The sequence below is a fragment of the Globicatella sulfidifaciens DSM 15739 genome, from assembly GCF_900167405.1.
In the GTDB taxonomy this organism is placed as follows: domain Bacteria; phylum Bacillota; class Bacilli; order Lactobacillales; family Aerococcaceae; genus Globicatella; species Globicatella sulfidifaciens.
In genome coordinates this window covers 1-14,803 of sequence record NZ_FUWO01000028.1, presented here as the reverse complement: position 1 = coordinate 14,803, position 14,803 = coordinate 1, and the positions used below count along the sequence as shown (strand labels likewise).

At 36.8% G+C, this 14,803-nt stretch carries 9 protein-coding genes and 3 pseudogenes; all 12 read right to left on the bottom strand.

The features are described 5' to 3' along the window. Positions 1-260, bottom strand: a pseudogene (locus B5D12_RS09615) (RNA-guided endonuclease TnpB family protein); the annotation flags it as partial. A 202-nt stretch (positions 261-462) separates the two neighbouring features. After that, complete coding sequence (locus B5D12_RS10520) at positions 463-3,708, bottom strand: SpaA isopeptide-forming pilin-related protein (protein ID WP_078756605.1); 3,246 nt, start codon at positions 3,706-3,708, stop codon at positions 463-465. Between the two features lie 469 nt (positions 3,709-4,177). After that, positions 4,178-4,423: pseudogene (locus tag B5D12_RS10515) on the bottom strand (DUF896 domain-containing protein); the annotation flags it as partial. Positions 4,424-4,611: 188 nt separating this feature from the next. Next, positions 4,612-6,036 carry a glycoside hydrolase family 32 protein gene (locus B5D12_RS09600; RefSeq protein ID WP_078756603.1) on the bottom strand — a complete coding sequence of 475 codons (1,425 nt, stop codon included), beginning with the start codon at positions 6,034-6,036 and terminating at the stop codon, positions 4,612-4,614. Positions 6,037-6,237: 201 nt separating this feature from the next. Further along, positions 6,238-7,629, bottom strand: a pseudogene (locus B5D12_RS09595) (sucrose-specific PTS transporter subunit IIBC); the annotation flags it as partial. Between the two features lie 254 nt (positions 7,630-7,883). After that, positions 7,884-8,867 carry a LacI family DNA-binding transcriptional regulator gene (locus B5D12_RS09590; RefSeq protein ID WP_078756601.1) on the bottom strand — a complete coding sequence of 328 codons (984 nt, stop codon included), beginning with the start codon at positions 8,865-8,867 and terminating at the stop codon, positions 7,884-7,886. Between the two features lie 140 nt (positions 8,868-9,007). Further along, positions 9,008-9,418, bottom strand: coding sequence for a peptide deformylase (locus tag B5D12_RS09585; RefSeq protein WP_078756600.1), 411 nt, complete (start codon positions 9,416-9,418; stop codon positions 9,008-9,010). 14 nt (positions 9,419-9,432) lie between these two features. Further along, positions 9,433-10,437 carry an RDD family protein gene (locus B5D12_RS09580; RefSeq protein ID WP_078756599.1) on the bottom strand — a complete coding sequence of 335 codons (1,005 nt, stop codon included), beginning with the start codon at positions 10,435-10,437 and terminating at the stop codon, positions 9,433-9,435. Next, positions 10,437-11,486, bottom strand: coding sequence for a signal peptide peptidase SppA (sppA, locus tag B5D12_RS09575; protein ID WP_159443924.1), 1,050 nt, complete (start codon positions 11,484-11,486; stop codon positions 10,437-10,439). The genes B5D12_RS09580 and sppA overlap by 1 nt, the downstream gene beginning before the upstream one ends. A gap of 243 nt (positions 11,487-11,729) precedes the next feature. Further along, entirely contained in the window at positions 11,730-13,346 is a 1,617-nt protein-coding gene (gene groL, locus B5D12_RS09570) for a chaperonin GroEL (RefSeq protein WP_078756597.1), read from the bottom strand. A 13-nt stretch (positions 13,347-13,359) separates the two neighbouring features. Beyond that, positions 13,360-13,629, bottom strand: coding sequence for a co-chaperone GroES (locus B5D12_RS09565; protein WP_078756596.1), 270 nt, complete (start codon positions 13,627-13,629; stop codon positions 13,360-13,362). Positions 13,630-13,744: 115 nt separating this feature from the next. Next, positions 13,745-14,038 (bottom strand): DUF5960 family protein, encoded by a 294-nt coding sequence (locus B5D12_RS09560; RefSeq protein WP_078756595.1) that lies wholly within the window; start codon positions 14,036-14,038, stop codon positions 13,745-13,747. Positions 14,039-14,803: the final 765 nt, after the last annotated feature.

Genomic DNA, 14,803 nt, shown 5'->3' with positions numbered 1-14,803 from the left:
TGTGTTTTCACAGTCTTATATCTCGCGATTACCGTACGCATCACGGACTGGGCCATTTGCGATTGCAGTCCAAAATCCTGACGTATCTGATGATACAAGGCGTTATGCAAAGTCGTTTGACCTAATTCAAAGTCATGGTCAAAGATATATGTCGAAACAAAATTACAAGCGTTTAAAAACTGTTGTTGGGTTTCTTCGAATTTTTCAATATCACTAGCACTTGGGTATAATTGCACTTTAATCGTTTTCGTTAACTGCATCTTGTCACCTCTTTTTTCTTAAATACATTATACCATCTTTTTAGTGAAAACATTAACGATAACCTAGTAAAATCAACAGAAAGAGCTGTCTATTTCGCTAATTCCTCCTAGGTATTAATACCGAGGTTTCCTTAGCTGACAGCTTGTAAATGAAAAAAGTTTGAAGTAGCGAACTTAATCGCTGTCTTCAAACTTATTTTGGTTATTCATCTCGATTCGAATTATTTTTCTTGCCAAAAATAACTAAACCACCTAATGCTAGCAATCCAATAGCCAACATCACCCCTAATACACCTCGTTTTTCACCGGTATTCGGTATTGTTTTTTGTACTGTTTTCGTTTTATCCACCGTTAATGTTTGTTGCTGAGTGGTGGTGGTTGCTTGTGTAGTGGTTGCTTCCGTCGTAGCGGTTACTTTATCCCCATAAACTAATGCATATAATCCTAATTGCTGCGTCGTAAAATTAACTCGTTGATTATGAACCGTATGATTAATCGAGGTTAATTGTTGATCGTTAATACGTAATAATTGAATTTGTGAATTGATTGGTCGTGTTGGTAATTTTACTTGTATAGTTTTTGTAAAACTTACCGGTTGACCATTTTGATCTACCGCTTTAATATTATAAAAATCAGCCTCTTTATTAGATAACGATTGTGGTATATTTTGACTTACACGTTCAACTACTATTTTCGCTACTTTATTCGCATCATCTGGATGAACCCAAACTTCAACATTGGTCGTGGAATCAACAAATTGTTTTAACGCCTGTTCTGACGCAATTGTCGTTTGTTCAACTGTCGTAGTTGTCGGTGCTTCCGTTGTCGTTGGCGCTTCCGTTGTCGTTGGCGCTTCCGTAGTTGTCGGTGCTTCCGTTGTCGTTGGCGCCTCCGTAGTTGTCGGTGCTTCCGTTGTCGTTGGCGCTTCCGTTGTAGTCGGTGCTTCTGTTGTCGTCGGTGCTTCTGTTGTTGTCGGTGCTTCCGTTGTCGTCGGCGCTTCTGTAGTTGTTTCAACAATTGTTGCCTTAATTTCAACTACTTTTGTTTGACCCGCTTCGACCACAATAGTTCCTTCTGCTTGATTAAATGCATAATCTGGCGATTCTGATACAGTATAACCTACTTCTCCTGGAGCCAATTCAGAAACTTGAACTTGCCCTTCTTCATCTGTCGTAAATTCTTGGTTATTGATTTTTACCGTAATCCCTTTGACCGGATTATTGTCTTCATCACGAATGATAAATTGAACGCTGCCTTCTTTCGTTTCTTCAACTACTATTTTATCAGAAAATTCAATTCCTTCGGTTATTTCAGCTAATTTTTCTTCTTCTGATAAGGTGACATTGGCTGGTCCTTCGACAGCTGCATAATGATAGTTACCTAAATCTAAGTTATCAAAATGTACTTGTCCGTTATCATCGGATATCGCATTTAATCCACCAAATTTAACATTAACATCAGCCACCGGTTCATTATCTTGATTAACGACCGTTATTGTTGCTGTTCCTTTTGTCACTTCACGTTCTAACCCGACTGTTTCATCGATAGTTGCATCTGCTGACACCGTTAAACTACCTTCATAACTTTCATTAAATTTCTCTGGTAGATTAGTCACTTGATAAACTTGTTCCGCGATAGCAACTTTATCAAAAGTAACGACACCATTCTCATCCGTTGTTGCAGTTTGTTCATCTATAGTCACAGTAATGTTGGGAACGGCTTGTCCTAATTGATCGACGAAGGTCATTTTAACAACTTGGGTTTTAGGCACTGTTTGTACCGCTAAATTGACCGTCACCCCTTCTGTTGTTACTTCATATGACCCTTCTAAAGCCTCACTTTGATACCCTTCTGGTAAGGCAGTGACTTGATATTGATAAGTACCTAATGCTTGGTCTTCTAATAAAATTTGACCCGCATCATCTGTAATGACTTCAGTCTCACCATTAATTAAAATCGAAACTCCTGGTACCGATGCTTGATTTTCATCGACTACTTGAATGGAGGCCTTTCCTACTTGGGGAACGGCTTGAACTTGTATTGGTACTTCAACCGTCTCATCAGCATTCGCTAATGTAAAACTACCCGATGGATTTTCTAAAGTATACTCATTTGGTAATTCCGCAATGGTGTAATGATACTCACTTAAGTCTAAACCTGATACTGTCACACTTCCATCTTCTATAGTATACATAAGCTGATCTTGGAATTGAATCCCGACATTTGGTAAAGCTTTCCCATCTTGATCGGTAACGACAAACTTGACATTTCCTGTCTGAGCCACTGTTGTTAACGTCATCGTCATCGTGGTATCTCCAACTGAAGGGTCAATTACTAAAGAGCCGGCTGTTTCTCCAGTATAATTATTCGGAATGCTACTTAAATCAAATTGATATTCACCAGCCGGTAAATCAGCAAAGACCGCTTGACCTTGTTCATCAGTAACGACTTCCACACCTTCCATCAATACTCCAACATTTGGAATGGGCGTTCCATTTTCATCAACGATATTGATAATTGCTGAAGCAGTGGTTGAAACCGTGTTAACAGTTAAGGTAAGTTGAGATTCGGTATTTTCCTCAACCATTATTTCTTGATTTAACTCACCTTGGTAACCTTCAGGCAATCCAACAATCGTTAATTTATAAGCACCTGGCGTTAGATCACTGATTCGAGCTTGCCCATTTTCATCCGTTGTTAATGCCTGACCAGAAAAATCAAAATTGACATTTGGTACCGCATTACCATTTTCATCCACTACCGTTAGTGAGACCGCACCATTTAAGACTGGCATTTCTGTTTCTTCTGATGATGCTTCCGTCTCTTCTGATGATGCTTCCGTTTCTTCAGCTGACGCTTCGGTTGAAGTCTCAGTCATCTCTTGAGCTGGTGTATCATTGTTTTGTGCTGTTTCAGGATCAGCAATATAAAAATTTAATGCTGCATGATATTGTTGACTACTCTCATCTAAAAGTTCAGCAGTAGCTTTCACCTCAAAAGGCACATCATAAACGACACTTCCATCTCCTAATGTATTTTCAGAACCAGGCGTATGTGTTTTTCTAATTGATTCTCCACTTGCTGTTTCTTCTGGAGTCGGTTCCGCTATCGATTGCTCTAACTCATCGGCTACAATCGCACCTGATTGACTAATATTATCCCAATAATAGAGACGCAGTATATATTGCCCTTCAGGTAAATTAAGTTCGCCACCAGTTACTTCGCCATTACGATATGAATAAACAACTTCATTGGTTTGAACATTAATGATGTCATAACTAACATCAGTTTTGTCTTGAGCCGTATTATCCGGCAAATTTAATTTGACTCCTACTTGATATTGTACGGAGTTACTTGAATCTTGAGCACTAATCATTGGTACTGAAATCTGACTTAACACTAAAAGTGATGATAATAATAAATGTTTAAATTGACGCCCCATTTTCATAATAATTCCTCCTTGTTCTCTCACTTAAAATTATATCATAATCTTATTATGAAAGGCTTAAACTCACTTATTTGTCAAACATTTTACAAAATTAGAAAGACATCTTCACCAAATATTCATAAATAAAAAAGCATCAAGTAGTAAATATGCTTGCCACTACTTAACGCTATCTGCTAATGATTATGTTCTTTAATTTTAGATTAATTAGACTTTATGATAAAACGGTTCCCTATTCGTCATCAAATTAATCGTCGTCTTCCATGTCACCTTACTCATCATATTCATCATCGTACTCATCGTACTCATTATATTCTTCAGATTCGCTATTGTATTCTTCATAATAATCGAAACCATACTCATTGTCGAATTCTTCATCGTACTCGTCATCATAGAGGTCATTCACTTCTCCAAAAATGACAGTGCCTTCTTCGACATCTGGCAGCATTGATAAAAACTTTGCCATTCGGGTTGGTAAATCTTGATCGCGCCCATGAAGGCCTTTTTCTTTTTGAACTGCTTTTAATTTTTCTGGGGTGACATCTGCACCGGTTTCGTCGACCAATTTTACCCCTTCAATTTGCTTACGAAATGCCTGGCGTATTAAGGCCAAATAAGCACCACGCAGTTCTTCCCGTAAAATTTCTTCTGCTTCTGTTAAGTCGCGTGTTTTTGCGATACTTGCTAAATAATTAATTCCTTCTAAAATCATTGCCATTGTCATTTTATTTCACCTCTTATTCAAATGTTCATGAGAGTATAATACATTATCTCGCGCTGAATGTCAAATATAGTCAATGTTAAATCAAATAAAAAAATTCGAGGCTTGACGGTCAAAGCAAAAATCAACTGATTTTATACTTATGACCTTTCCCTCGAATTACATCTGGTTGTTATATTATTTTTTTAAGAAAATTGATAAGCTAATAATTTGGTTACCTTAATATCACAAGGCGTACTAATTGCTTCTGCTTGGAAAGTTACTTTAGAATGAGGTTTATCAGCAAAATAGCGCATCGACATCGTAGTCGCTCCCTCATTGATGAATAATTCTAAAGAACTCGTATCCAACCAAATATCTAATTGTGCAGCACCTTCTTTTAATAGTACCGAGCGCGTTTCAGCTTTTTTGGTATGCCAATTAATACGTTCAATGGTTAATTCTTGGTTAAGTTGCTTGTACTGAATATGAACAGCTTGATCAATCATAATATTGAAGTCAGATGTCAAATTATTTATTCCCTCAATTTGAATTCTTGACGGGTTCGCTAATGGTAACTCGATTAAATCATTACCGTCCCATTTAACTTGTTGAACTTCATTTGATAATAATGCCTCAGTTTCAACTATCGGTCGTTGCACCAATCGATTATCCACTAAATGTAAACTTCTCGGCATTGATAGGTGATGAATCCATTTATCACAATGTGTCGGTACTGCCTCTTCAACTTCTGGCCACATCGTACCCATCCATGCATATTGAATCGTTCTACCATCTGGTGTCGTAAATGTTTGGGGTGCATAAAATTCAAAACCGCGATCAACTTCTACTAAATCCAAAGCTGACCAATCCTCAGGAATGAACTTCGCTCGATTCGCATCCCATTTCCCGATAACATAAGTCGTATTAAAAATATTATGATAACGATAATCTACCGGTTCTAACCCTTGTGGTGAAAAAATAAAAACTGCCTTTTCTTCACCGGTAACTTCATCCGTTAAAAAGATTAAATCCGGACATTCCCACATATAACCCAGTGGTTCTTCAAATTGTAAGATAGATCCTTTATAATCCCAATTCAATAAATCTTTTGAGAAATAGGCAATCGTATCACCCGTAAGGTCTTCTCTTTGAGCCCCTAAAATCATCCACCATCCCGATAGTTGTTCATCCCACCAAACTTTTGGATCACGTACATGCCCAGTAAAACCTGGTGCTTGTTCTAATATTGGACCATGTTTTTCAAAGTTAATGCCATCTGAAGAAGTAGCTAAACATTGATAACTGTTTCTAACACCTTGATCATCTTTCGTATTCCCTGTATAAAATAAATACAGTTGTTCATTATGAACAATTGCACTTCCGGAATATACGCCATTTTTATCAAACCAATCGTCTGATTTTAACGCAATAGGTAATTGTTCCCAATGCATCATGTCTTTGGAACGTAAATGCCCCCAATATTTTGTTTCATGATTGGTGTTATATGGATTTAACTGATAAAACACATGATAATATCCTTGAAAATAACACAAACCATTTGGATCATTAAGCAATCCTTCAGTCGGTGTAATATGGAAATGTTGTGCAAATTTCCCCTGATTTCTCAATTAATTCATCCCTTTCTTAAAACCTTAAAGATTAAATAAGTCTTACTCATTTTTATTACTCGTGTCTTCCTCCACAGTTTACTAAACTTAAAATAGTAATTACCATTTCAACTTTGCTTTTAAAATTAACAATTAAGACACGAATGAGGTTGGGTAAAAATAATTACTTTTTACCCAGCCTCAGTTAAATTATTATTTCGCGGTCATTTCATCATTAAAACCAAACATATAAGTTAATCCATATGCAACTCCAAAGGCCACTGCCATCATTAAGAAGTACGGTAATAATTGATTTAAGTATAATAAAGTACCAGGTAAGACAGTAACTGACATACCAGTTGCTTTAAGGTTTAAAATACTACCTAAGAAACCACCTACAGCACCACCAATTAACCCCATCACAAATGGTTTACCATAACGTAAGTTAACACCAAAGATAGCTGGTTCAGTAATTCCTAATAAACAAGAGATACCTGCTGAGAAAGATAAGGCTTTTAATTTAGCATTAGTGGTTTTTGATCCTACACCAAAGATTGCGCCAGCTTGTGCAGCGGTTGCTGCGGTTAAGAAGGCATTAAATTGGTTGACACCATCTTTTGCTAATAATTGCACTTCCAAGAAGTTGAAAATATGGTGAATACCAGTCACGACGATTAATTGTTGTAACCCACCAATAATTAATCCGGCTAAACCAAATGGTAAGGCTAATACCCATTCCGTTGCTGATAAAACGACTGTTTCTAATGAATGGAATACAGGTCCAATCGCAAATAAACCTAAAATATTCATGATTAATAACGTTAAGAATGGTGTGACTAATAAATCAAAGGTTTCAGAAACATGTTGATGTAGCCATTTTTCTAATTTCGCACCGACCATCCCAACGATAAAAGCAGGGATTACCGTACCTTGATAACCGACAACAGGAATGAAACCAAAGAATTGCATTGGTTCGGCACTACCACCTGCTACATCATAAGCATTTGGCAATGAAGGGTGTACCATCATCAATCCTAAGACAATCCCTAATACTGGGTTACCACCAAATACTTTAAATGAAGACCAAGCGACTAATGCTGGTAAGAAAGCAAAAGCTGTATCCGTTAAAATTTCAGTCCATTGAATAAAATTTGGGTTTAAGCTCTCTGGAGTCATTCCAAATAATGCCAATATGTCAGGTTGTGTTAATAATCCACGAACCCCCATAAATAACCCGGTCGCTACTAAAACCGGAATAATTGGAACAAACACATCACCAAAAGTACGAATGGCACGTTTAAAGAAACTACCTTGTGGTTGTTGTTCAGATGCTGATGCTTTTTGATCAGATTTTGTCACCGTATTAACACCTGGTAATTGAGCAACTGCATCATATACTTTATTAACGGTACCCGTTCCAAAAATGATTTGATATTGTCCTGAGTTAAAGAATGCCCCCATTACTTTATCGACATTTTCCATTTTTTCTTTATTAATTTTTTGCTCATCTTTCACCATTACACGTAAACGAGTTGCACAGTGAGCCACGCTATTAATATTTTCTGTTCCGCCTAAATTTTCCACAACGGATTTTGCTATATCTTTGTAATCCATTTTGATACCTCCATATATTTGCTTACTTTTTGGAACCAGTTCCGAACTGCTGAGTTCATTATACGAAATAAAAAAATAAAATGCAACATGGAAACGTCAACAAAATGATTAAATTAAGGTTTTCAAACTACATTAAGTTAAAAAAAAGATGACCTCCTTACCGAAACGCTGGTAATAAGTCATCTTTTTGAAAGCGATTGAAAATATTTTTTCAAAAATTTTTATTATTTTCATATTTTCACAGGTCTTTTTCTTCATCTTTTATCCAAAACAGACTCTCTTAAAATTAATTTTGTTGGTAATTCGATGCTTTCTTCTTGTTGCTGATGATTAATTCGGTGTAACAAATGGTCTGCCGCAATCTCACCAGCATTAAAATAGGGATATTCGACTGTTGTTAAACCTGGATAAAAAGAAGCACCAGTCGCATGATTCCCAAAGCCCGCAATACTAACATCTTTCGGGACTCTTAACCCTTCTTCTAAACAGGCTTTCATCGCACCAATCGCCATCATATCGGTTGCTCCCACAATTAACTCTGGTTGCGATAAAATTAACTCTCGCTTAGTCACTTCATATGCTTCGTCCATTCTAAAGCCCGCCGCTAACTCTTCAAACTCCGTATCCCCGAAGGCTAGAAATGTATTTCGTATAGCGTTACGACGGTATATCCCAATCGCAGGGTCGTTTTTAGTAGCTGCTAAATAATGAATTTTACGATGACCCAATCGATAAAGGTAGTGCGCTAATTGCTCTCCAGCTGTTTGTTCGCTAAAGAAAATTGAATCTCCTATTGGATTTTCTTGCCCCACTACCACAATTGGTATTTTAGATGCTTTCATTGTTTTTTCTAAATCTTCTGAAAAATGGGTCATCAAAAAGATAATGCCATCCATCCGATTCGCTTGAAAACTTCTTATTGCCTCTAATTCTGATTCGGGTTCAAGGTTTGAATTGACAATTAATAATTTATAACCTTTTTTTCTTAAATAACTTTCTACTCCAGATAACATTGTATTTGACGCATAACTATCTAAACGTGGTGTGATAGCTCCCACCATTTTCGTTTGCTTTGCTTTTAAACTTTGGGCAAAGGTGTTCGGTAAATATCCTGTTTTTTGGATCACGAAATTTATTTTCTCAGCTGTTTTCTGACTTACTGAGCCACCATTAAGATATCTCGAAACGGTGCTCTTGGCAACGCCCGCTTCTCTTGCAATATCATTAATCGTAACCATTCATCCACCTCCGTTTTCACTCGCTTTTCATTTTATCATGATTTTCTAAAATTTGCATTAAATGATGAAAACGAATTCCTTTAGCAATTGTTTATTCATTTCAACAATACATTTTTTAACATTCTCACTTCAGCTAACAATTAAATAATAATACCATGGAGATGATCGATTTCGTGTTGAATCACTTGCGCTAAAAAATCTTGATACTGTCCAGTATGCTTTTTAAAATGAGCATCTTGGTAACTCACCGTTATTTTGCGGTAGCGAGTCGTTTGACGCACGCCTTCTAATGACAAACAACTTTCTTCAACCTCATATGGTTTCGATTTTGCGATGATTTTTGGATTCACCATTACCATGTCAACCGGTCCTAAAGAGAAAATAATAATATTTTTCAAATGGCCAATCATATTAGCGGCCATGCCAACACAGTGTTCACGATTAGCATTTAAAGTATCTTGTAAATCTCGGATGATAGGCAGATCCGCTTTAGTTGCTTCTACTGATTTTTGTGATAAGAAAAAAGTATCTTTTACTATTGGTTTGATCATTTGCTACTCCTCATTTATTCAAAGTCTACAATGACACAAGTGTTGGCCACCCAGTCACCAATTTGTTTTTTCTCACTAGTAAAGAAACTGATTAAATATAAAAAGGGATATGGTCTTTGAATAATTCTAGATACAATTTCTCTAAAGAAAATATCTGATAGTTTTAGATTATAACCATCCAAGCGAACCGTTCTTAAGCCCATTATCATCTTGCCTAAAGTTTGTCCTTTAAAGATTAAAGTCAATCCCGCAAAGTAAAGACAATAAATAGCAGTTGAAATTCCAAAGCTAATCAACGACGTAAAGCTCCACATGCTGAAGAGCAAATTAATAAGGCCCGTTATGACTAAGCTATCAATTAAAAAGGCCACAACACGTCGATGGGCACTAGCAATATAATGAAACTCATAAGGTGAGCCTTTATCAATTTTATATTTACGATCAGCTTCCCATGCAGCTTTCTCAATTGCTTGATAATTGTTGGTTGAATCCTTACCGGTTGACCAATCATACTCCTCTTCGGTTGAAGTGTCAGCTGTCTGTTGCTTCGTTTCATTGGCTGTCAATAGATTGGCCTTTGATGTTGACTCATTAACTGATCTTTTCTCCTTATTTAATAATAAGTCTTGGTTCGTCGGAATAGTATGCTTTGAAACATCGTCTTTAGACGTTGACAGCGTCTCGTTGGTTGTTGCATCCGGGTTTAAAGAATTGTCTTTAGGCGTTAACATCGTCTCGTTTACAGGTAACTCCTGTTCAGATACATTTTCATTAACTGAAGATAATTCAGGTGTAACATTATCATGGAGTACTTTTACATCTTCATAATCCTCCCGTGCAAGAACGGCATCATCTTCTGCATCATGAGTTAACGATTCATTGACAGTGTCAACTAACTCCTCATCGCTTGTTGCTTGATTCTCGTTATTCGTAACGGCATCGCCAGCTGTATTTTCTGAAAGTTGTTCGACTTGATTAACCCATTCGTCCTCTAAATTTGATTTATCTAATTTTGTCATTAGTGACCACCTCGATAAATATATTGAGCAGTTGGTGATTGTTGTGTTTCAATGAATGACCACACTTGCCCCGCCTGTGAAGTTAAATCTTGATTCCCTTTAAAGTTTAAACCAAATGGTAAGTAGTTTGAAAAGAGACTTGCATCTTTTGCTATGTATTCAAATACCACTGGACTCTCAGCTGCGATTTTTTCTGTCAGACCGTTAATTGCATCAGCTTCATAACCGATTTCATCAACCAGACCATTTTCAACAGCTTGACGTCCATCAAACACACGTCCATCCGCTACTTTTAAAACTTCCTCTTTGCTCATACCTCGACCATTCATCACAATTTCTAAGAAACGTTCAAAAGAATTATTTAAGTAAGTTTGGATTACTTCTTTTTCTTCTTTCGTCATTGATCGAGTAGAACTCATAATATCTTTCATTTCGCCGGATTTAATAACATTTTGCTTCACACCAATATTTTCCATTAATTGTGAGAAATCATAATTGCCCATAATAACTCCGATTGAACCGGTAGTTGTCTCTTCAGCAGCATAAATCCGATCTGTTTCTGCTGAAATATAATAACCACCACTAGCTGAGACTGATCCGAATGAAGTGTAAATCGGTTTGTTAGTTTCTTCGCGAACTTTTTGAATTTGCGCACGTAACTCAGCACTTTCATAAACACCACCGCCAGGACTGTCAACTGCTAATAGTATCCCTTTTACGGTTGAGTCTTTGGCAGCTGCTTTAAATTGTTCTAGCACTTGTTGGTGCTGATATCCTTCACTACCACTTATCAAAGAACTTGACCCATTATCTTGAATCACGCCATTGACACGGATAACTGCGATACGATTGGTGACATCATTACCTTGTAAGACTTTTTCATTAAAATCTTGGCGATTCAGTACCATGTCAGTTAATGATTCTGGACTAGATGTTTGCTCATTTTGCTGTTTTTGAGTTGTTGTAAAAGCGCCCAGTCCTAAAATAATTAATGAAGCTCCTATCGCAACCAATCTTTTAGTCGTGGCTTTTTGTTGAACTTGCGGCATCTTAATCATCTCCTTTTTAATACTTTTAGTATATCAAGTTTATAGCTCTTATCCAAATAAAAAAAGCAAAGGACCGAACGATTTTGTTCTATCCTCTGCTTGATTTTGTCTTTAAATTTTTGTTCGCTAAACAATCGTTATTCAACTACGTGATAAGCCTTTTTCACAAGCAACTATGAATACTTAGGCTTATCTAGGCTAGGAAGTAACTAAGTTAATAGATGTTTATGAATAAATCATTTCTTACATCATTCCTGGCATACCGCCGCCCATTGGCATTTCCGGCTCATCTTTTGGAATGTCTGCCACAACTGCTTCAGTAGTTAATAATAATGCTGCTACTGAAGTTGCATTTTGTAAAGCAGAACGTGTTACTTTCGTTGGATCAACAATTCCCGCCTCAATCATATTTTCAAATTTATCGGCAGCTGCGTTATAACCAATACCTTTATCTGCACGATTAATTTCATTCACAACTACTGAACCTTCTTTTCCTGCATTGGCAGCAATTTGACGAACTGGTTCTTCTAAAGCACGCGCCACAATGTTGACACCTGTTGCTTCATCGCCAGTTGCTTCAATGGCTAAGACCTGTTCTTGAACATTTAATAAGGCTGTACCACCACCAGAAACAATCCCTTCTTCAACCGCTGCACGTGTCGCATTCAAGGCATCTTCAATACGTAATTTACGTTCTTTTTGCTCTGTTTCGGTCGCTGCTCCTACTTTAATCACCGCTACTCCGCCAGATAATTTCGCTAATCGCTCTTGTAATTTTTCACGGTCGAAGCTTGAAGTTGTTTCTTCTGCTTGTGCACGGATAATTTGGATACGATTTTCAATCGCCGCTTTATCTCCTGCACCTTCAACGATTGTTGTTGAATCTTTCGTTACCGTCACTTTACCTGCATGTCCTAAGTGCGCTGTAGTTGCATCTTTTAATTCGTAACCTAATTCTTCCGAAATAACAGTTGCTCCAGTTAATACAGCAATATCTTCTAACATTGCTTTACGACGATCACCAAATCCTGGGGCTTTAACTGCTACCACATTTAAGGTACCACGTAATTTATTTAATACTAAAGTAGGTAATGCTTCACCATCAACATCTTCGGCGATGATTAACAAAGGTCTACCAGATTGCATTATTTCCTCTAATAATGGTAAAATATCTTGAATATTGGTAATTTTACGGTCTGTAATAAATACTGCCGGGTTTTCTAAGTTCGCAATCATCTTCTCGTTGTCAGATACCATGTATTGTGATAAGTAACCACGATCAAATTGCATCCCTTCTACTACTGATAATTCAGTGGTAATGGATTTAGATTCTTCAATCGTAATAACACCGTCATTGCCGACTCTTTCCATTGCATCAGCAATTAATGCACCAATTTCTTCATCTCCTGAAGAAACAGCTGCAACTTGAGCAATCGCATCTTTAGATGATACAGGTTGTGATAAACCTTTTAACGCTTCTACGGCTACTTTCGTTGCCATATCAATTCCACGACGAATTCCTACTGGATTGGCACCAGCAGTAACGTTTTTCATCCCTTCACGAGCAATTGCTTGGGTTAAAACGGTTGCGGTAGTTGTTCCGTCACCAGCTACGTCATTGGTTTTTGAAGCCACTTCCAATACTAGTTGTGCACCCATGTTTTCGAAACGATCTGCTAATTCAATTTCTCGAGCAATCGTCACACCATCATTGGTAATTAATGGAGAACCATATGTTTTATCTAACACAACATTGCGACCTTTTGGTCCTAAAGTGGTTTTAACGGTATTTGCTAAAATATCTACTCCACGTAATAATGAAGCACGAGCATCTTCTGAAAATTTTAATTCTTTTGCCATTATCTACCCTCTCCTATCCTAAAATTGCTAAAACTTCTTCTAAATCAATAACTAAGTAGTCAGTACCTTCATGAGTAATCGTTGTTCCTGAAAACTCATTGAATAAAACAACATCGCCAGCTTTCACAATGTCTTCATCGGTTACTAATTGACCTAAAGCAATTATCTCACCTTGAGTGGGTTTTTCTTTCGCAGCACTTGCTAATACTAACCCACCTGTTGAAACTTTTTCATTTGATTCTAGTTTGATTAATACACGTTTTCCTAATGGTTTTAACATCATTGTATTCCTCCACTATTTGATATTTTTTAGCACTCTAACACCCTAAGTGCTAATACAGTTATAATAATAGGTCATTTTTGGTCAAAAATCAAGTAGTTTGACTAGATTATTTAAATTAATTTGACTTCGCTAACTGTCGTTGGACGTTTATAAATTGAAACCAGGTATTGCCCACATTATCGTAAATTTGCTTAAAATAAAAATTATAAGTCTGGTTATCAATCGTATCGGGTGGTGCAATCTGAATTACTTTTTGAGAACTATTTTTAAGTTGTTGAATTATTTTTGCCTCTAAACTCCACGCCGGATAGACCGCCTTAGTAATTTGATAATAGGCTTTTTCAAAACGTAAAAAAGAATCATCTTCCGGATAAAAATTATGATCAGGATTTAGCAACTGATTACCCATCACTCTATCACCTCTATCAGCTTATAAACTAACATACCCTTATAGTGTTTTCAAGTAACTTTATCCTTTTAGGCGATAATTTATATGCGACATTAATCAAAACAAAAAAGAAACTTCCGCTTCACCAGGTTTGAAGAGAACTAAATGAAAAGAGCTTCCTATGAAATTGATGTTGACAGAAGAGATGCATTACCGAAAAAATAGCTGAATTTACGATAAATCACGTTATAGAGACTTTCAGTACCTATAGTCACTCTTGACACCGCCGATAAACAAATGGTGTCTTTTGACTTATTACCACTAGACTGATTGGATAATTATAGGAAAAGATTACCTCAATTGTTTTTGTAATTGGGGAAAAATAGGTGCAACAAATTGGGTAATCCTATTAAGACTTTTATAGGATAATCGTCTCGCAACTTTTATAACTTCACCGGGACTACTTATTTTATCGTCTTATTTCAAACAAAAAAGCCGTTTTACTGTACGGCCAAGACAGAGATAGTTGGATAACCTCCTTTCAGTTTTCAGACGGTTTCAAGGTGCTATCCTCCTTCCATGTTATTAAGTAGTTTATAGTCTTACTTAGGACTTTGTGACTAATTTGACATCACCGCTATAATCAACTACTCTCTGTTAAAACAGAGAGTTTGTCCTAAACATGGTGGTTGTACAAACGATGTAATATCTCCAACCGTTTAAAGACATTAAGGGATGGTTGACTGGCACCCCATCAATAAGCAGTCTGTAGACACTTACTGAATA